Source organism: Agromyces salentinus, from assembly GCF_009749395.1.
In the GTDB taxonomy this organism is placed as follows: Bacteria; Actinomycetota; Actinomycetes; order Actinomycetales; family Microbacteriaceae; genus Agromyces; species Agromyces salentinus.
Genome location: NZ_WBIR01000025.1, coordinates 30,667 through 49,703, shown reverse-complemented (window position 1 = coordinate 49,703; position 19,037 = coordinate 30,667). Strand labels below are relative to the sequence as shown.

Annotated in this window: 15 protein-coding genes; 9 read left to right on the top strand and 6 right to left on the bottom strand. The window is 71.2% G+C overall.

Features of this window, described 5'->3' with window-relative positions:
* The first annotated feature begins 186 nt into the window (after window positions 1-186).
* The 5 genes from GQQ95_RS18030 to GQQ95_RS18010 all read left to right on the top strand — a co-directional run bounded on the left by GQQ95_RS18030 (window position 187) and on the right by GQQ95_RS18010 (window position 6,869).
* Window positions 187-708 (top strand): hypothetical protein, encoded by a 522-nt coding sequence (locus GQQ95_RS18030; RefSeq protein ID WP_246205783.1) that lies wholly within the window; start codon window positions 187-189, stop codon window positions 706-708.
* Window positions 709-896: 188 nt separating this feature from the next.
* Window positions 897-2,234 (top strand): MFS transporter, encoded by a 1,338-nt coding sequence (locus GQQ95_RS18025; RefSeq protein WP_157428993.1) that lies wholly within the window; start codon window positions 897-899, stop codon window positions 2,232-2,234.
* 9 nt (window positions 2,235-2,243) lie between these two features.
* Entirely contained in the window at window positions 2,244-2,939 is a 696-nt protein-coding gene (nucS, locus tag GQQ95_RS18020) for an endonuclease NucS (protein WP_157428992.1), read from the top strand.
* A gap of 114 nt (window positions 2,940-3,053) precedes the next feature.
* Window positions 3,054-3,740, top strand: a complete 687-nt coding sequence (locus GQQ95_RS18015; RefSeq protein WP_246205781.1) for an HAD hydrolase-like protein — start codon at window positions 3,054-3,056, stop codon at window positions 3,738-3,740.
* Window positions 3,741-4,055: 315 nt separating this feature from the next.
* Window positions 4,056-6,869, top strand: coding sequence for an immune inhibitor A domain-containing protein (locus tag GQQ95_RS18010; RefSeq protein ID WP_157428991.1), 2,814 nt, complete (start codon window positions 4,056-4,058; stop codon window positions 6,867-6,869).
* A 91-nt stretch (window positions 6,870-6,960) separates the two neighbouring features.
* Here GQQ95_RS18010 and GQQ95_RS18005 read toward each other — a convergent pair whose 3' ends face one another.
* The 5 genes from GQQ95_RS18005 to GQQ95_RS17985 form a co-directional block, all read right to left on the bottom strand.
* Window positions 6,961-7,605 carry a TetR/AcrR family transcriptional regulator gene (locus GQQ95_RS18005; protein ID WP_157428990.1) on the bottom strand — a complete coding sequence of 215 codons (645 nt, stop codon included), beginning with the start codon at window positions 7,603-7,605 and terminating at the stop codon, window positions 6,961-6,963.
* A 152-nt stretch (window positions 7,606-7,757) separates the two neighbouring features.
* The gene (locus GQQ95_RS18000; RefSeq protein WP_157428989.1) at window positions 7,758-8,120 is read right to left on the bottom strand and encodes a putative quinol monooxygenase; all 363 of its coding nucleotides are present in this window, start codon (window positions 8,118-8,120) and stop codon (window positions 7,758-7,760) included.
* On the bottom strand, window positions 8,117-9,007 hold the full coding sequence (locus tag GQQ95_RS17995; protein WP_157428988.1) for an ATP-binding cassette domain-containing protein: 891 nt from the start codon (window positions 9,005-9,007) through the stop codon (window positions 8,117-8,119). Before GQQ95_RS17995 ends, GQQ95_RS18000 begins: the two co-directional genes overlap by 4 nt.
* Entirely contained in the window at window positions 9,004-10,002 is a 999-nt protein-coding gene (locus GQQ95_RS17990) for an ABC transporter permease (RefSeq protein ID WP_246205787.1), read from the bottom strand. The genes GQQ95_RS17995 and GQQ95_RS17990 overlap by 4 nt, the downstream gene beginning before the upstream one ends.
* Before the next feature lie 196 nt (window positions 10,003-10,198).
* Window positions 10,199-11,299: a substrate-binding domain-containing protein gene (locus GQQ95_RS17985; RefSeq protein WP_157428986.1), complete on the bottom strand. Its 1,101-nt coding sequence runs from the start codon at window positions 11,297-11,299 to the stop codon at window positions 10,199-10,201.
* A 219-nt stretch (window positions 11,300-11,518) separates the two neighbouring features.
* Between GQQ95_RS17985 and GQQ95_RS17980 the strand changes: the two genes are divergently transcribed.
* From GQQ95_RS17980 to pepT, 4 genes are all read left to right on the top strand, one after another.
* Entirely contained in the window at window positions 11,519-12,526 is a 1,008-nt protein-coding gene (locus GQQ95_RS17980; protein WP_157428996.1) for a LacI family DNA-binding transcriptional regulator, read from the top strand.
* Complete coding sequence (locus GQQ95_RS17975; protein WP_157428985.1) at window positions 12,523-13,506, top strand: PfkB family carbohydrate kinase; 984 nt, start codon at window positions 12,523-12,525, stop codon at window positions 13,504-13,506. The genes GQQ95_RS17980 and GQQ95_RS17975 overlap by 4 nt, the downstream gene beginning before the upstream one ends.
* A gap of 236 nt (window positions 13,507-13,742) precedes the next feature.
* Window positions 13,743-16,994 (top strand): GH32 C-terminal domain-containing protein, encoded by a 3,252-nt coding sequence (locus GQQ95_RS17970; protein WP_157428984.1) that lies wholly within the window; start codon window positions 13,743-13,745, stop codon window positions 16,992-16,994.
* Between the two features lie 161 nt (window positions 16,995-17,155).
* Window positions 17,156-18,460, top strand: a complete 1,305-nt coding sequence (gene pepT / locus GQQ95_RS17965; RefSeq protein WP_157428983.1) for a peptidase T — start codon at window positions 17,156-17,158, stop codon at window positions 18,458-18,460.
* 16 nt (window positions 18,461-18,476) lie between these two features.
* On the opposite strand, the gene GQQ95_RS17960 is transcribed toward pepT, so the two are convergent.
* On the bottom strand, window positions 18,477-18,962 hold the full coding sequence (locus GQQ95_RS17960; RefSeq protein WP_157428982.1) for a glutathione peroxidase: 486 nt from the start codon (window positions 18,960-18,962) through the stop codon (window positions 18,477-18,479).
* Between the last annotated feature and the right edge of the window lie 75 nt (window positions 18,963-19,037).

Here is a 19,037-nt window from a genome sequence, read left to right as displayed (position 1 = left end):
GTCAGCCGGGCATTAGCGTGAGACAAGAGAGACCTCCGTGCGTTCGAGCTGAAGAACTAGACAGCTCCAACTCGACCCCGGAGGTCTCTCCTACGTCAACAACGATCCGGGTCAGTACACCTAGCGCAGGGCCCGCGACCGGGCAAGCCCTCGCACGCGCGGCACCCTCGCCGCGAGAATGCCGGAATGGATGCCGACGACCCGATCGATGACCGCGATCGCCCGGATCGGGCCCGCGCCGACCCCGCCGAGCCCGCCCACCGTGACCGCCCGGCGATCCAGCACACCCGTCCGCCCGGCGTCGACGACGTCACCGTCGAGGCGCTCGGCAAGCTCTCCGAGGCGCTCGAGACGATCGAGGACGCTCGCGGATCGCTGTACCGATTCCACCGACTGACCGGCAAGGCGGACCTGGCCATCGGCGAGGCCGCGGAGCTCTTCCGCCGCGCGGGACACGACGACGTGGCCGACCGCCTCGACCGGGAGGTCATCGGTCGCAACGTGCTCGATGGCCGCTGGACGTTCCAGGTCGTCGAGGAGTACGACGACGGGTACTACGCCGAGGTGCGCGAGGCCGAGCGCGCGGTCAGGGACGAGCTGGTCGGCGGACGTCGGCATCTCTTCGAGGCCGAGATGAAGGAGGACCGCCGGACGCACGGCCGGCGCCATCACGAGGCGCAGCCGCCCCGGGCATCCGACGGCGCCTGACGCCGCGTACCCGCGTCTCGCCGGCCGCGCTCGTGTTGCGGCGACCGAGGGCGCCGGATAGGGTTTTCGAGGGCCGGTCGAATCGATTCGACCCGGTCGATCCGCAGGTCGGATCACGCTCCGCCCACGGCGCGCGCCCACCGTCACCAGTCGGACCGCCGCCCACCCCGACGATGAAGCCGAGAACCATGACCGCACCCATCACGCTCCGCCCTGGCCTCACGGCCTGGCGCAACGCCGTCTTCGCGATCTTCTTCCTGTCGGGGCTCAGCCTCGCGAGCTGGGTCGCCCGCCTTCCCGAGGTGCGCGACGAGACCGGCCTGAGCACGCAGGGCGTCGGGCTCGTCATCCTCTCCGGGTCCATCGCCTCCGTCCTCGGCCTCATCGCGGCACCGCCGCTGATGGCCCGCTTCGGCGCTCGCGCGGGCATGGCCGGCGCGCTCATCGCCGTCTCGATCGGGCTCGTGCTCATCGGCGTCGGCGGCTCCCTCCTGCCGTCGATCCCCCTCATCGCGATCGGTCTCGCCTTCGCCGGATTCGGCAACGGCGCCGTCGACGTCATGATGAACGTCGAGGGGGCCGAGGCCGAACGCGAGATCGGGCGAACGCTCATGCCCCTCATGCACGCCTTCTTCTCGTTCGGCACGGTCGCGGGCGCCGGCGTCGCCGCCGCGGCGGCCGCGCTGGACATCGCCGTGGTCCTGCACCTCGGCGTCGTGGCGGCGGCCATCGCGATCGGCGCCGTCATCGCGGTCCGGTTCGTGCCCAAGCGCGCCGAGCTCGGCGACCCGGCGAGCGCCGACGGTCGAGCGGATGCCGCATCCGCCCGTCCGTGGGCGGAGCGTTTCCGCGACGGCCTCCGGGTCTGGGGCGACGTGCGACTGCTGCTCATCGGCGTCATCATGCTCGGCATGTCGTTCGCCGAGGGATCCGCGAACGACTGGCTCACGCTCGCGGCCGTCGACGGCCACGGCTTCGACCCGGCCGTCGGCGCGGCGATCTTCACGGTCTTCGCCGTGTCGATGACGACCGCCCGGGTGCTCGGCGGGCCCCTCGTCGACCGGTTCGGCCGCGTGCTCACCCTCCGGGTCCTCGCCGCGACCGGCGTGGTCGGCCTGAGCCTGTTCATCTTCGGCTCCGAGGTGTGGATGATCGTCCTCGGCACGGTGCTCTGGGGCATCGGCGCGTCGATGGGCTTCCCGGTCGGCATGTCCGCCGCCGCCGACGTCCCCGACCGAACCCAGGCCGCCGCGAGGGTGAGCGCCGTGGCGATCATCGGGTACTGCGCGTTCCTCGTCGGCCCGCCGTTCATCGGCTTCCTCGGCGAGCAGTTCGGGCTGCTGAACGCACTGCTCGTCATCCTCCTGCTCATGATCATGGCCGGCCTCGCGGCTCCCGCCGCCCGCGAGCGCTCCCGCATGCCGGGGGCGACGGGCGGCGAGTCGTCCGGCGCACCGGGGGCTCCCGGCACCGGCTCCCCCGACGCCGCCCCCTCGGGGTCGGCCGCCCCGGCCGCCGACGCATAAACTCATCGGGTGCGTCTCGTCATCGCCCGCTGCTCCGTCGACTACGCGGGTCGGCTCTCGGCCCATCTCCCGCTCGCCCAGCGCCTGCTCATGGTGAAGGGCGACGGTTCCCTGCTCGTGCACTCCGACGGCGGCAGCTACAAGCCGCTCAACTGGATGAGCCCGCCCTGCGTGCTCGAGACCCTCTCGCCCGACGAGGACCAGGCGGCCGCCGGTGTCGTCGAGCTCTGGCGGGTCACCCACAAGAAGACGGCCGACCAGCTCATCGTCTCCATCCACGAGGTGCTGCACGACTCGACCCACGAGCTCGGGCTCGACCCCGGCCTGCAGAAGGACGGCGTCGAGGCGCACCTGCAGAAGCTGCTCGCCGAGCAGATCGAGATCCTCGGCGACGGCCACCGGCTCGTGCGCCGCGAGTACATGACCGCGATCGGCCCGGTCGACATCCTGGCGACGGATGCCGCGGGCGCATCGGTCGCCGTCGAACTGAAGCGCCGCGGCGACATCGACGGCGTCGAACAGCTCACGCGCTACCTCGAGCTCATGAACCGCGATCCGCGCCTCGCCCCCGTCACCGGGGTGTTCGCCGCGCAGGAGATCAAGCCGCAGGCGCGCACCCTCGCCGAGGATCGCGGCATCCGCTGCGTCGTGCTCGACTACGACGCCATGCGCGGCCTCGACGACAGCGACTCGCGGCTGTTCTGAGCACCGTCCCGGGGCGTTACTCCCGAGCGACGCAGCCGCCTCGCGGCCGGCGCGTGCCCGGTCCGTGAACGAAACCTGAGTGGCGCTCGCATTTTCGCGCCATAAGATGTCACGGTGATCTCCCCCAGCCACACCGAAACCCTTGCACCCACGAGGACGTGGGCCGCCGTACTCTTCGACCTCGACGGCACGATCGTCGACTCCGCAGCCGACATCACCGACTCGCTCGCGCACATGTTCGCCGAGCTCGGCCTCGAGGTGCCGACCCACGAGCAGCTGCTCGCCTACGTGGGTCCGCCCCTGCTCGACAGCCTCCGCATGCTCGCCGGGTTCGACGACGCCGGCGCCGAGCACGCCCTCTCGGTCTACCGCGCCGACTACGCCGTGCGCCTCACCCAGTCCCCCGTCTTCCCCGGCATGGCCGGAGTGCTCGAGCGCGTCCACGCCGCCGGCATCCCGCTCGCCCTTGCCACCTCGAAGCCCGAGTCGATGGCCACCACCGTCCTCGACCACGCCGGGCTCTCGCAGTACTTCACCGTCATCGCGGGCGCCAGCGAAGACGAGGTCCGCAGCACCAAGGCGGATGTCGTCGCCGAGGCGCTGCGCCGGCTGCAGGCCAAGGGCGTCGACACGACGCACGCGGTCATGGTCGGCGACCGCGGGTACGACACCCTCGGCGCGGCGGCGCACGACGTTCCGACGATCCTCGTGGAGTGGGGCTACGGCTCGCCCGCCGAGGCCGACGGCGCGATCGCGGTGGTCCACTCGACCGACCAGCTCCGCACGCTGCTGATCGGCTGAACCCGAGCACCCGCTCGAGCGCCGCTCGAACCCCGCGCCTTCACCTGCCGTGACGCCGCGCGCGTCGCGGCATCCGCACGCCTTCGAACGCGGCGCGCTTCTCGAGAACGCGCCCGCAGCGAGCGATGTGCATCCGGAGTCGATCCAACGCGCACGATCGACGCCACAGGGCTTTCAACGCAAATAATGTGCGAATACATAGGAACAGGGTTTACCCCCACTTCGGGGCACGGCTAGATTCCCCTGTACGTCCGTCCACCCGACGGGCGACGTCGCGACCCCGGCACCTCCCGCGGTCGCATCGAGGGGAGAAGAATGTCTGGAATCTCCAAGCGCGCCAGGCGGCGCGCGATGGCGGTCGTTCCGGTCGTCGCTCTCGTGGCCGCCACACTGGCGGCAACGGGCGCGGTCGGCGCGGCCACAGCGTCACCGAAGTACGAACCACCGGTGATCAGCGACTCCGAGTACTACATGAACTACGTCGAGCCTCGGGCCGAGGCGGCGTTCGGTACGGACCTGCAGGTCACCGAAGGCGCGGTCGACGCGCAGCAGCAGCAGGCGGCCCTCATCAAGGCGGATGCGCTCGAGCGGAAGTTCACGGCGGGCAACCCGATCGCCGCCGAGGGTCTCGCGAAGCTCGAATCGAAGTCGATTCAGTCCGGCAAGAGCCCGAAGTGGCTCAAGCACCTGTACAAGTCGGCCAAGGAGACCCAGACCGCCAAGCTGCTGACGATCCTCGTCGAGTTCAACACCAGCGCGAACGACGACTTCTCCGACGTCCAGGTCCCGACGGCGTACGGTGCGGCCGACTGCAAGCCCGGCGACGTCCAGAACGGCCCCCTGCACAACAACCTCCCCGACCCGGCGACGCTCACGCGACCCGACAACAACTCGATGTGGGTGCCCGACTTCTCGCCGAAGCACTACAACGACATGCTCTTCTCCAAGAAGGGCATCACGGAGCGCGTCCGCAAGGACCTCACCGGCCCCGACGGCAAGCCGGGCATCGACATCTCCGGCTACACCATGAAGGCCATGTACGAGGAGATGTCGCAGAACGCCTACACGGTCACCGGAACGGCGACCCCGTGGGTCACGGTGCCGCACTCCGAGGCCTACTACGGCGCGAGCGTCTGCCACCCGAACGATGACGGCGTCTACGAGGCCGGCGCCGTCCAGGACATGCAGGGCCACCCCGACAACCCGCTCGGTCCCGGCCAGCTGCCGGTCGATGCGGTCCAGGCCCTCGCCGACGCGCAGCCCGACTTCCCGTGGGCCGACTATGACATCGAGGACCAGGGCGACCGTGACGGCGACGGCAACTTCCTCGAGCCCGACGGCGTCATCGACCACGTCGTGCTCGTGCACGCCGGAGCCGACAAGTCCGGCGGCGGCGGCGACGAGGGCACGTACGCCCTCTGGGCGCACTCCTCGGCCGTCGCAGGCGGCGCGGACATCCCCGGCACCGACCTCAAGCTGTCGAACTACATCGTGCAGCCCGAGGACTCGGGCGTCGGCGTGTTCGCCCACGAGTACGGCCACGACCTCGGCCTGCCCGACCTCTACGACACCTCGGGCGTCGGCGACTCGGACGTCGACTTCTGGGACCTCATGTCCTCGGGCTCGCACGCCGGGCCGATCTTCCAGTCGATGCCGACGCACATGGGCCTCTGGGACAAGTGGGTGCTCGGCTGGGCCGACCCCGTCGAGTTCAACCCCGGTGACAAGGCGAAGTCGGTCCTGCTCGGACAGAACTCCCGTCCGCTGAAGGGCACCAAGGACGGCGTCAAGATCAACCTCCCCGACAAGGTCACGGTCCTGACCGAGCCGCACAGCGGCGCGAACGCCTGGTACACGGGCGCCGACCAGGACTGGGGCGACATCCGTCTCTCCCGCACGGTCGACGTGCCGGCAGGTGCTGCCGACGCGAAGTTCTGGATGTGGAACGACTACGTGATCGAGGAGGACTGGGACTTCGGCTTCGTCGAGGTCTCGACCGACGGCGGAACCACGTGGACCGACCAGAAGGTCTTCACCGAGGGCGGCGCTGAAGTCACGACTCCCGACGGCTACCCCGACCCGAACGGCAACCTCGCCACCTTCGGCGGCAAGAAGTACGGGCTCACGGGCACGTCCGACGGCTGGCGCCACGACTACATCGACGTCTCGGACTACGCGGGCCAGACCATCGGCGTGCGTCTCCGGCTCGCGACCGATGCGGCTTACCAGGACCGCGGCTGGTTCGCCGACGACTTCTCGCTGGTCGCCGACGGAACCACCACCTGGAGCGATGACGTCGAGTCCGGCGACAACGGCTGGACCACCGAGGTGGCCTCGTGGGCGAGCACGTCCGGTCCCGGATGGCGCATCGACTCGGGAACGTCGACGCAGGCGCAGTACTACCTGGTCGAGTGGCGCAACTTCGACGGCTTCGACGAGGGCCTGAAGTACGCGTACGACACCGTCTACCAGGACGAGGAGGGCGCGTGGAAGGTCGACAAGATCAAGTACAACGCTCCCGGCGCCCTGGTCTGGTACCGCGACACCACCTACGGTGACACGAACCACGTGCAGTCGAACCTGACGGCCCTGCCGAGCGGTGGCGCGAAGGGCGGCCTGCTCATCGTGGACAGCCACTTCGACCCGCTGCGACGCACCGGGGCAGCCGCCACGGTCGACCCGACGACGCTGAAGAACATGCCCTCGCGGGCGCAGTCCTCCAACGCGGCGTTCGGCGTGGTGAAGACGTACCCCTTCACGGAGTGCATCACCGACGCGGCCTACACGGAGTACTGCACCGACGTGCCGGCGCTGCCCGCGGTGAAGTCCTTCACCGACAAGCAGGGTTGGGTCCCCGGACTCGAACTGCGCAACGGCAGCCTGTTCTGGCGCTACGCCAACGGTTCGGTCGTCGTGCCCTCGGTGGCCGGCGCGCCGTACACGACGCGCGTCGTGAACCCCGACGGCACTCCCGCCACGGACGCCTACGGAACGGACCTCGGGTTCACGGTGCTCGGCACCGGCAACCCGGCCGACTCCGGAGTCGCCTACGGCACCGGCATGGACGTGCAGCTGCCGCTTCTCGGCAACCGCGCGGCACTCGTGAAGATCACTCCTCCCCAGGGCTGATCCGAGCGGATGCCACGACGAGGCGTCGGCCCTTCGGGGTCGGCGCCTCGTCGCGTGTCCGGGGGGCGGGTGTCCGCGCCGGGCGCGCTCGCTAGTTCGCCGCGGCCGCCGCGCCGAAGCCGTCGAGCAGCCGGTCGAGTCCCGATGCGAACGGGTCGCTCGATGCGTCGGCGGCGAGCAGCCGTGCGGCCTCGGTGAGCGGATGCTGCGTGGCCTCGGTCCAGAGCGCCGACGGCGCGTCGGCGGCATCCGTGTCCACCCCGGAGTCCGAGGCATCGAGCGTGATCGCCCCGAGCACGTAGGCGCGCACGGCGGCGGTCGCCCGCGCCGCGTCGGCGAGCGGCATCCCCTCGCTCGTGAAACCTGCCAATAGGGTTTCGCCGAAGGACATGGCCTGTCGCCCGTCGAGCGGCCCGCTCGCGACCAGCACGATCGCGCCGGGGTGCTCGGCGAAGCGCGACCGCAGGTCGGCCGCGAGGCGCTGCACGCGCGCACGCCACGGCAGCGAGGGGTCGCCCGCGGCGGCGAGGTCGACGCCGGAGAACACCTGCTCGACCATCGCGCGCTGCAGCGCGTTCTTGGAGGTGAAGTACGTGTACATCGCCGTGGGGGTGAGCCCGAGCCGCGCGGCCACGCCGCGGATCGACACCGCGTCGCCGCCCTTCTCCTCGAAGATCTCGAATGCGGCGTCGACGATGTCGGCCTGGCTGATGCTGCGCCTGGGTCCGGGCTTCATGCGGTGGGGCTCCTCGGGGTCCCGACTACGCTACCCGTCCGTCATCACGACAGCCGCCCGCGGGCGTCGCCGACGACGCACCGGCGCCGTCGCCGACGACGCACCGGCGCCGCCAGCGGCGCGTCGGCGTCGGCAGCGGTGCGTCGACGCCGTCAGCCCCGCGCGAGGAAGGTGAGGACGGATCCGTCCTCCACGATGAGCGGACCGAGCGCGCCGTTGAAGACGGCGCCGTACGGTGCCGCGAGGTGCGCGGTGAAGGCCTCGCGGTCGCGATACGCCTCGACCACGACGAACCGCGTGCCGACCGGCGCGGGGCCCGCGGCCACGTCGACCCCGGCCGGCGGGGCGACGACGCGATGCGGCTGGAACTCGAGGCAGCCCGGCTCCCGGCGCACCTCGTCGGCGAGCGCGAGGAGGAGGCGCTCGACCTCCTCCTCGCGACCCGTCAGCGCGGTGAACTCGGCCATGAGCCACACGACCGCGCCGGAGGCATCCGCCTCCCGAGGTCCGGTCATCCGGTCGCCGCACCCGTCATGATCGCGACCGCATCGGTCATCGAGTGCGTCTGGGGCGTGATGGTCGCCGCCCGCTTGCCGAGGCGCTGCACGTGGATGCGGTCGGCGACGTCGAAGACGTGCGGCATGTTGTGCGAGATGAGGATCACGGGGATCCCGCGCTCGCGGAGCTGCCGGATGAGTTCGAGCACCTGGTTGGACTCGCGCACGCCGAGGGCGGCCGTGGGCTCGTCGAGCACGACGACCCGCGAGCCGAAGGCCGCCGCGCGTGCCACCGCGACCGCCTGCCGCTGGCCGCCCGAGAGGTTCTCGACCGGAACGGTGACGTCCTGCAGGGTCGAGATCCCGAGCGCGCGGAGCTCGTCGCGAGCCCGCTGGCGCATGCCCTTCTGGTCGACGACGCGGAACACCGATCCGAGGATGCCCTTCTTGCGCAGCTCGCGGCCGAGGAAGAGGTTCGCGGCGACATCCAGCGCGGGCGAGATCGCGAGGTTCTGGTAGACGGTCTCGATGCCGGCGTCGCGGGCGTCCTGCGGCCGCTTGAAGTTCACCCGCTTGCCCTCGAGCCAGATCTCGCCCTCGTCGGGGACCTCGGCGCCGGTGAGGCACTTGATGAGCGTCGACTTGCCGGCGCCGTTGTCGCCGATGACGGCGAGCACCTCGCCCGGGTAGAGCTCGAGGCTCGCGCCGTCGAGGCCGACGACGCGGCCGAAGGTCTTCACGAGGCGGCGGGCCCGAAGGATCGGCTCGCGCTCGGCGACCGCGGTGGGTGCCGCCGATGCCGCGGCGTCGGGCGCCTGCTCGCCCGAGAAGGCGCCGATGGCGGATGCCTCGGGGGCTTCGCCTGCCCCGGCGGGGCGCTGCGCGCCCTGGTCGTCGATGGTCATTTCCGCACCTTCCTGATCCACTGGTCGACGGAGACCGCGACCACGATGAGCACGCCGACCGCGAAGGTCTGCCAGAGCACGTCGAGCCCGGCGAGCGAGAGGCCGTTCCGGAACACGCCGACGATGAGGGCGCCGAGCAGGGTGCCCCACACGGTGCCGCGTCCGCCGAAGAGGCTCGTGCCGCCGATCACCACGGCGGTGATCGAGTCCAGGTTGAGGTCGGCGCCGGCGTTCGGCGACGCCGCGTTCGTACGCCCGATCTGGATCCACGCGCCGATGGCGAGGATCGCGCCGGCGGCGAGGTAGACGCTCATCAGGACTCGGTTGACCCGGATGCCGGCGAGGCGCGCGGCCTCGGGGTCGTCGCCGACCGCGTACACGTGGCGGCCCCAGGCCGTCTTCTGCAGGATGAGCGCGAGCACGACGTAGAGCACGAGCATCATGAGGACGCCGACCGTGATGTTGACTCCGCCCAGGGCGATGACCGAGCCGGTCCACGTGAGAAGGGCGGGCATCTCGCCGCCCCGCACGGTGGCGCCGCTCGAGTAGAGCAGGGTCAGCGCGATGAAGATGTTCAGCGTGCCGAGCGTGACGATGAAGGGTGGCAGCTTCAGCCTCGTCACGAGGACGCCGTTCAGGGCGCCGGCGCCGAGTCCGACGAGGAGGCCGAGCAGCAGGCCGATGACGGCGGGGATGCCGAGGTGCACCGTGGTCTGCGCGGTGACCATCGAGCTCAGCACCATGACGGCGCCGACCGAGAGGTCGATGCCGGCGGTGAGGATGATGAGCGTCTGCGCGATGGCGAGCGTGCCGACCACGGCGACCTGCTGCGTGATGAGCGAGAGGTTCGCCGGGTTGAGGAACCGCTCGTTCAGCAGGCCGAACACGATGATCGAGAGCGCGAGCACGATGGCCGGGCTGATCGCCGGGTACCGGTGCAGCGTGTTCCGGATGCGGCTCAGCGGCGTGGTGCGGTCGAGGAACTCCTCGGCCAGGTCGAGCGCCGACGTCGGCGGCTCGCCCTCTGGGGTTCGATTCGCCGACGGGGTCGGCGAGGCGGTCGTGTGACTCACGTGGTGCTCCGATTTCGTTGGTGCGGGCGTTCGTGCGGTTCGATTCCCGGTGAGCGGATGTCCCTGGCGGGGCATCCGCTCACCGCGGCCTCATGGCGCGTCGGACGTGCGGCGCTGGTCAGCCCCAGCAGATGTCGGCGCCCTCGGCGGTGTCGATCGACTCGACGCCGTCCTGGGGGTCGTCGGTGACGAGGGCGACGCCGGTGTTGAAGAAGTCGAGGCCCTCGGAGACCTCGGGCGAGGTGCCGGTCTCCACGAGGTCGAAGATCGCCTGCACGCCGAGCTCGGCCATCTTGACCGGGTACTGCTGGCTCGTGGCGCCGATCATGCCCTGCTGCACGGCGTCGATGCCGGCGCAGCCGCCGTCGACCGAGACCACGATGAGCCCGTCCTCCTTGCCCGCGGCCTTGAACGCCTCGTAGGCGCCGTAGGCGGCGGGTTCGTTGATCGTGTAGACGACGTTGATGTCGGGGTTCTTCGAGAGCAGGGTCTCGGCCGCGGTGCGCCCGCCGTCCTCGGCGCCCTGGGATGCCTCGTTGCCGACGATCTCGTAGTCGCCGCCGCTGTAACTGCCGGTCGGCTCCTCGTCGCCGTTGGCGCCGTCATCGGCGAGGTCGATGCCCATGCCGTCGAGGAAGCCCTGGTCGCGCGCCACGTCGACGGAGACGATCTTGTCGTCGAAGAGGTCGATCATCGCGATCGTCGCCTTCTCGCCGCCGAGCTTGGCGGCCGTCCACGTGCCGATGTGCTGGCCCGCCTCGAAGTTGTCCGTGGCGAAGGTGATGTCCACGGCTTCCGGGTCGGCTGGCGGCGTGTCGAGGGCGATGACGTAGAGGCCCGCGTCGCGGGCCTTCACGAGCGCGTCCTCGACTCCGGGGCCGTTCGGCGTGATGAGGATGCCGGCGTCGCCCTTCGAGATCGCGTTCTCGACGGCCTGGATCTGGGTATCCTCGTCGCCGTCCTCCTTGCCGGCCGCGAGCGTGAGCTCGACGCCGAGGTCCTCGGCCGCGGCCTTCGCCCCGTCCTGCATGGCGACGAAGAACGGATTCGTCGTGGTCTTGACGATGAGCGAGACGCCGATCGTGTCGTCACCGCTCGCTCCGCCGGCGGCGTCGCCGCCCGACGAGGCGCATCCGGTGAACGCGAGTGCCGCGGCGGCCGTGAGCGAGCCGGCTGCGATGAGGCGGCGCCGGACGGCGCCGGGTGCTGCGTGATTCATCGGTGAATCTCCTCTGGTGTGTGGGAAACGTTGCCCCATTGACAACGATGTCAGCGTTAGGTCTAGCCCATGCCCGTGTGTATAGTCAAGCCGACACCGCACATTGGAGATCAAATCGTGACACCGTTGTCAGACGCGGAACCGACGCCGGTCGAGACCGCCGCCGGGCGCACCGACGAGTCCCTCCCGGTCGATGCCCGCTCCCGGGCCCGGCCGACGATGCGACATGTCGCCACCTTGGCGGGAGTCGGCGTGAAGACCGTCTCCCGGGTCATCAACGGCGAGCCCAACGTGTCGGCCGCGACCATCGAACGGGTGATGAGGGCGGCACGATCGCTCGACTACGAACCCGACCTGCACGCCGGCAACCTCCGGCGGGCCGACGGCCGCACCCGCACCCTCGGGCTGCTCGTGGGCAGCGTCGACAACCCGTTCGCGGGCGCCGTGCACCGGGCGGTCGAGGACGCCGCGCTCGCCCGCGGCGTCGCCGTCTTCGCCTCGAGCCTCGACGACGACCCCGAACGCGAGCAGGCGGCCGTCTCGGCGTTCCTTCGCCGCCGGGTCGACGGACTCATCCTCACCACCGCCTCCGAGGACCAGGCCTACCTCGCCCCCGAGCTGCGACGCGGCACGCCGGTGGTCTTCGTCGACCGGCAGCCCGCGGGCGTCACCTCCGACTCCGTCGTGAGCGACAACACGGCGGGCGCCGCGCTCGCGACGCGCCACCTCATCTCGCACGGGCACCGTCGCCTCGCGTACCTGGGCGACCGGCACGACATCCGCACCGCGCAGGAGCGTCGGCGCGGCTTCCTCGACGAGCTCGGTCGCGCGGGCATCGCGACGGGTGATGCGCCCGTCGTCGAGGGCCTCCACGACGAGGAGACCGCCAGGCTCGCGACGCTGGCGCTCTTCGACGCCGATGAGCCGCCCACCGCGATCTTCAGCGCCCAGAACCTCGTCACCATCGGGGTGATCCGCGCGCTGCGCGAGCTGGACCGCCACCTCGACGTCGCTCTCGTGGGCTTCGACGACGTTCCCCTCGGCGACCTGCTCGTCCCGGGCGTGACCGTCGTCGCGCAGGACCCGCACGCCATCGGCCGCCTTGCAGCGGAGCGCGTCTTCGCCCGCCTCGACGGCGACGAGTCCCCGGCGGAGCGCATCATCGTGCCCACCCGACTCGTCGAGCGCGGGAGCGGCGAACTGCCGCCCCGGGTGAGCGCCCGATGACGCGCGACACGGCGGCCGACACCACGCGCGACGCGGCAGCCGGCTCCGGAGTCGACGCGCGAAGGCCGCGCGTCGTGGTCATCGGCGACGCCCTCATCGACGAACTGCGCGGGCCGTCGGGTGCCCGCGAGTTCGTCGGCGGCGCCGCGCTCAACGTCGCGGTCGGGCTCGCACTCCTCGGCGAGGACGTGACCCTGCTCGCGATGCTCGGCGACGACGAGCCGGGCGATCGCATCCGCCGGTACCTCGCCGACCACCGGGTGCGACTGGTCGCGAGCCCGTCGCCCTTCGGCACGTCGCGGGCGGTCTCCGACCGCAGCGACGGCGGTGAGCCGAGGTACGAGTTCAACGATGCCGCGAAGGCCAGGCGCATCTCGTTCGGCGACGACGCCCGCGCGGCGCTGGACGCAGCCGACCTGGTCGTCGTGAGCTGCTTCCCCTTCGACGACGTCGACCAGGCGGCCGAGCTGCGCGCAGCCGTCGAGCGGCCCCACGACCGGCTGGTCATCGACGCGAATCCGCGCGCCGGCATGATGCACGACCGCGCCCGGTTCCTGGCCGGGTTCGAGCGGCTCGCGAGCGAGGCACTGCTCGTCAAGGTCGGCGACGAGGACGCGGAGCTCCTCCTCGAGGCCCCGCTCGACGCGTTCGTCGCGCGGCTCCGATCGGGCGACGACCCCGGAGCATCCGGGCCCGCCGTCCTGGCCACCGAGGGCCGGGAGGGCGCCCGCGTGCACCACGGCCACCTCGTGGTGCGCACGGGCATCGTCGACCTGCCGGGGCCGGTGATCGACACGATGGGTGCCGGCGACGCGACGCTCTCGGCCGTCGTGCACCGCATCGCCGTCGACGGGATGCCGCGGTCGGATGCCGCGTGGTCGGCCGCGCTCGGTGAAGCCATGGAGATCGCCGCGGCGACCGTCCGCCGGGAGGGTGCCCTGCTCCGCCGGCCGTCGGCGGGGCCCGCCTTCGCCAGCTGACCGCGGCGCGGCCAGCCCTCGTCAGCTGGCCGGCGATTGACGGATGACTGGCCGGCGACTGACCGGTGACTGGCCGGCGTCTGGCCGGCGTCCGGCCGCCATCCGACCGGGCGGCCGACCTTCTCCCGCCGAGGGGGCTTGCAATGTCCGACGGACACTGCGTAATGTCGCGCTCGTCTACCTGACAACGATGTCATGGCTCGCTTCAGAGCCAAGTGATGAAAGGCGATCGATCGATGACGACGATATCAACGCGGGGGCTGGCGGCGGCGATCGCCGCCATCGCCGCACTCAGCGCCTCCCTCCTCGGAGGCCCGGCCACGGCGGCATCCGCCGATGACCCCGCACCCGACCCGGCCACCGAGCAGTACCGTCCGGCGGTGCACTTCTCCCCCGAGCGCAACTGGATGAACGATCCCAACGGGCTCGTCTACGAGGACGGCACGTGGCACCTGTTCTTCCAGCACAACCCCTCCGGCACCCGTTGGGGCAACATGAGCTGGGGTCACGCCACGAGCGACGACCTCGCGCACTGGGAGGAGCAGCCGCTCGCCATCCCCCAGACGTTCGACGCCGACGGCGTCGCGATCGAGGACATCTTCTCGGGCTCGATCGTGGTCGACGAGGAGAACACGAGCGGGTTCGGCACGGCCGAGAACCCGCCCATGATCGCGATCTACACGAGCGCGTACACGGCGGCGCATCCCACGCTCGCCGGCCGCCAGGCGCAGTCGCTCGCGTACAGCACCGATCACGGGCAGACCTGGACCAAGTACGAGGGCAACCCCGTCTACGACCGGGGGTCGGCCAACTTCCGCGACCCCAAGGTGTTTCGGTACACGAACCCCGAGACGGGCGAGTCCTACTGGGTCATGGCGGCCGTCGAGGCGCTGCAGTACCAGGTGGTGCTCTCGCGCAGCGACGACCTGAAGACCTGGACCCACCTCAGCGACTTCGGGCCGGCCAACGCGACCGGCGGCATCTGGGAGTGCCCGGACCTCTTCCCGCTCGCGGTCGACGGCGACCCGGCGAACACGAAGTGGGTGCTCGTCGTGAACCTCAACCCGGGCAGCGTCGCCGGCGGTTCGGGCGGCCAGTACTTCGTGGGCGACTTCGACGGCACCACCTTCACGTCCGAGAGCACGGTCACGGATGACGCGCTGCCCGCCGGCGAGGTCTTCGCCGGGTTCGACGACGGCACCTACGACGGGTGGACCGTCGCGAACGAACCCGGCAACTGGAAGAACGGGCCCTTCGCGGATGCCCCGGCCGCGGGCACCCTGCCCGGCCAGAACATCGTCAGCGGCTACGTCGGCGCCGGGCTCGTCAACGGGTTCAACGACTTCGACTGGCCCGTCGGCACGGTCGAGTCCCCGGCCTTCACGATCGCGGATCCGTACGTGAACCTGCTCGTCGGCGGCGGAAATCACCCGCACGTCGACGGCACGCGACTCGACAACGACGCGCCCGCCGGGCGCCTGCTCTTCGACGGCTTCGAGTTCCCCGACGGCACCACCCTGGCCGACACCGGCTGGCAGGCCACCGGCGACTTCGCGACCGACCCGACTCGCAGCCCCTCCACGCAGGGCGGCGACTACTACCTCGGGCAGAAGCGGATCAACACCTTCGAATCCGGGCCGAAGGGCGACGACAACCTCGGCGACCTCACGTCGCCGGCCTTCGCCATCCAGCCCGGCGAGGATCACCTGTCCTTCCTCCTCGGCGGCGGCAAGCGACTCGACGGCACGCTCGAGGCCCGACTCCTCGTCGACGGCGAGGTCGTGCGCACCGCCACGGGCGCCGACGGCGGCGCCCTCAACTGGAAGGCCTGGGATGTCTCGGAGTTCGCCGGCCGCGACGCGCAGTTCCAGCTGCACGACGACACGAACGGCGGCTGGGGTCATCTCACCCTGGACCACCTCGTGCTCGGCGCCGAGGCGGCGCTGCCGCGATCCGAGGAGACCTCCGTCAACCTCGTCGTCGACGGCGAGGTCGTGCGCACGGCGACCGGACGCAACAGCGAGAGCCTCGACTGGGTGAGCTGGGACGTCGCGGAGTTCGCCGGCCGCGAGGCATCCGTTCGCATCGTGGACAACAACCGGTTCGGCTGGGGTCACGTGCTCGTCGACCAGGTGATGTTCTCGGATGCCGCGGCCGCACCGCGCATCGAGGGCTACGACTGGCTCGACTGGGGCAAGGACTACTACGCGACCGTCTCGTTCTCGAACGCGCCCGACGACCGGCGGGTCATGCTCGGCTGGATGAACAACTGGGACTACGCGAACGACATCCCCACGGGATCGTGGCGCAGCGCCATGGCGCTGCCGCGCGAGGTCGCCCTCGCGTCGACCGACCGCGGTCCGCGTCTCGTGCAGCGGGTCGTCCCCGAGTTCGAGGGCCTCGAGCGAACGCATGACGCGGTGACCCTCGGCGCGCGCGACATCGAGGAGGGCGCGGCGACGCTCGACGAGATCGCGGGCGACGTGCTGAAGGTCGACGCCGTGTTCGAGCCGGGCGACGCCGACTCGTTCGGCTTCAGCGTGCTCGGCGACGGCGAGGCGTCGACCCGTATCGGCTACGACGCCGACGACGGCCGACTCTTCGTCGACCGCCGCGACTCGGGCAACACGGACTTCCACCCCGCGTTCGCCTCGCTCGACGACGCACCCGTCGCGCTCGAGGACGGCCGGCTCTCCGTCACGGTGTACGTCGACCGGTCCTCGGTCGAGGTCTTCTCGGCCGACGGCCGCACGACGATCACCGACCAGGTGTTCCCGAACGCGGGCGCCGACGACCTCGGGCTGTGGGCCGAGGGCGGCACGGCCGAGCTCGTCTCCCTCACGGTGACGCCGCTGGCCACGGCCATGTTCCCCACCGAGCCGGAGGTGCCGACCGACGACGGCGCCACCGCCGCACCGGGCGCCGGGGTGCTCTCCTCGAACAACGGGTGGGACACCGGCCTGCACGACGGCGACTTCGACGTCACGATGAACCTCTGGTGGGGCGAGAACGCGAGCCTGTTCAAGCTCTACCGGGACGGTGAACTCGTGCACACCGCGTCGCTGCAACCGCACACGCCGCAGGCCCAGCGCGTGGTCGTGCCGGTGGAGGGGCTCGGGAACGGCGACTACACCTTCGTCGGGGAGCTCCTGAACTCGAAGGGCACGACCGCGACGAAGCCGCTCACGGTCAAGGTGCGGGACGCGAACCCCGCGAAGGCCGTGCTGAGCCACGACAACCGCGACCGCGACGGCCGCTACACCGTCACGGCGAACCTCTGGTGGGGCCAGAACGCGACCTCGTACGCCTTCCTCGAGGACGGCGTCGTGATCGAGGAGGGCGAGCTGGCGGCATCCACCCCGAGCGCGCAGCGCGCGACGCTCGCGGTCGCCGGCAAGCCGAAGGGCGCCTACGAGTACACGGTCGAGTTCCGCAACGCGGCCGGCGTCACGGCGAGCGCGCCGATCACGGTGACGGTCGCGAAGTGACACGCGAGCCGCGCGTCGACCGCCCCTGACGCGCGACCCGCCGGCGACGCACCTCGCCCACCGGATGCCCCGGGCCACACGGTCCGGGGCATCCGGCGTCCCGGCGTGACGTGCGTCCGCGCGACCTCCGCCGCCGACTCCCGCTGTGGCAGGCTGGAACGATGGCCGTCCCCTCCCGCGCTCCGTACACCTCCCCCCTCGCCGAATCGCTCGCCGACGAGCTACTCACCCGCTTCGACCGCTACGTGCGGGTCGGCACGCAGTCCGACCGCGACAGCGGCACCCAGCCGAGTTCGGCCCGCCAGCTCGACCTCTCGCGGGTGCTCGTCGACGACCTGCGCGCACTCGGCCTCGACGACGCCGCGCTCGACGAGCACGGCTACGTCTACGCCACGGTGCCCGCCACGATCGACCCGTCCGAGGGGCCCGTGCCCGTCATCGGCCTCATCGCGCACATCGACACGAGCCCCGATGCGCCGGGCGACGACGTCGAGCCGATCCTGCACCGCGATTACGACGGCGGCGTCATCGAACTCCCGCTCGGCGGCACGGTCCTCGACCCCGAGCACATGCCCGACCTGGCCGAGCACGTCGGCCACGACCTCATCACGAGCTCCGGCGACACGCTGCTCGGCGCCGACGACAAGTCGGGCGTCGCCGCGATCCTGACGGCGGTCGGGCACCTGCTCGCCCACCCCGAGCTGCCCAGGCCGACCCTGCGGGTCGCGTTCACGCCCGACGAGGAGATCGGACGCGGCGCGCACCGGTTCGACGTCGAGGCCTTCGGCGCGCTCTGCGCATACACCGTCGACGGATCCGAGATCGGCGAGCTGCAGGACGAGACGTTCTCGGGCGCCGAGGGCATCGTCACGATCGAGGGCCACGAGGTGCACCCCGGCTTCGCGACCGGAAAGCTCGTGAACGCCGCCCGGCTCGCCGCCGAGGTCGTCGCCGCGCTGCCGGCCGACCTCACGCCCGAGCGCACGTCCGACCGCGAGGGCTTCATCCACGTGTACGAGGTGCAGGGCGGCGCGGCGCACGCCGTCGTGCGCACGATCCTCCGCGACTTCGACGACGAGCTCCTCGCCGCACATGGCGAGGTGCTCCGGCGCACGGTCGACGAGGTCATGGCCCGCGAGCCTCGCGCGCGCGCCACCGTCGTGATCACCCCGCAGTACCCCAACATGCGCAGCTACGTCGACGAGTTCCCGCAGGTGACGGATGCCGCGGAGCGGGCGATCCGCGCGGAGGGCCTCGAGCCGCTCCGCTCCGCCGTGCGGGGTGGCACCGACGGGTCGCAGCTGAGCGCCATGGGACTGCCGACGCCGAACCTCTTCACGGGCGGGCACGAGTTCCACTCGGTGCGCGAGTGGGCGTCGCTCCAGGAGATGGCCGCGGCGGCGGCCACGGTCGTGCGACTGGCCGAGGTCTGGACGACGCCGGAGTTCCGGGGCGCCACGCGCTGAGTCGGCGGCTCGAGCGTCAGGCGGGCAGCGACGCCTCGATCGCGGCGATGACCTCCGGCGCGTCGGGCTCGGTGTTCGGCCGGAACCGGTGCACCGTGCGGTCGGCGCCGACGAGGAACTTCTCGAAGTTCCAGGTGACCCGGCCGGCCTTGCCGGAGGCATCCGGCGTCTGCTTCAGCTCGGTGTAGAGCGGGTGCGCGTTGCGGCCGTTCACGCGCACGCGGTCGACGATCGGGAACGAGACGCCCCAGGTCGTCGAGCAGTACTCCTTGATCGCGTCGTTCGAGGACAGCTCCTGGAGGAACTGGTTGCTCGGGAACCCGATGACGGTGAACCCGCGATCGCCGTACTGTTTCTGCAGCGCCTCGAGCTTCTCGTACTGGGGCGCGAGCCCGCACCGCGACGCGACGTTGACGATCATCACCGCCTGCCCGGCGTAGTCGGCGAGCGATGCCGTGGCACCGTCCATGGTCTCGAAGGGGATCTCGTCGATCGTGGTCATGCTGCCTCCCGGGCGGGCGTGGGGAACGGGCGCTACGTCGAGGTTCACGCTACGCCTGCGGCCACCGTGGACGGG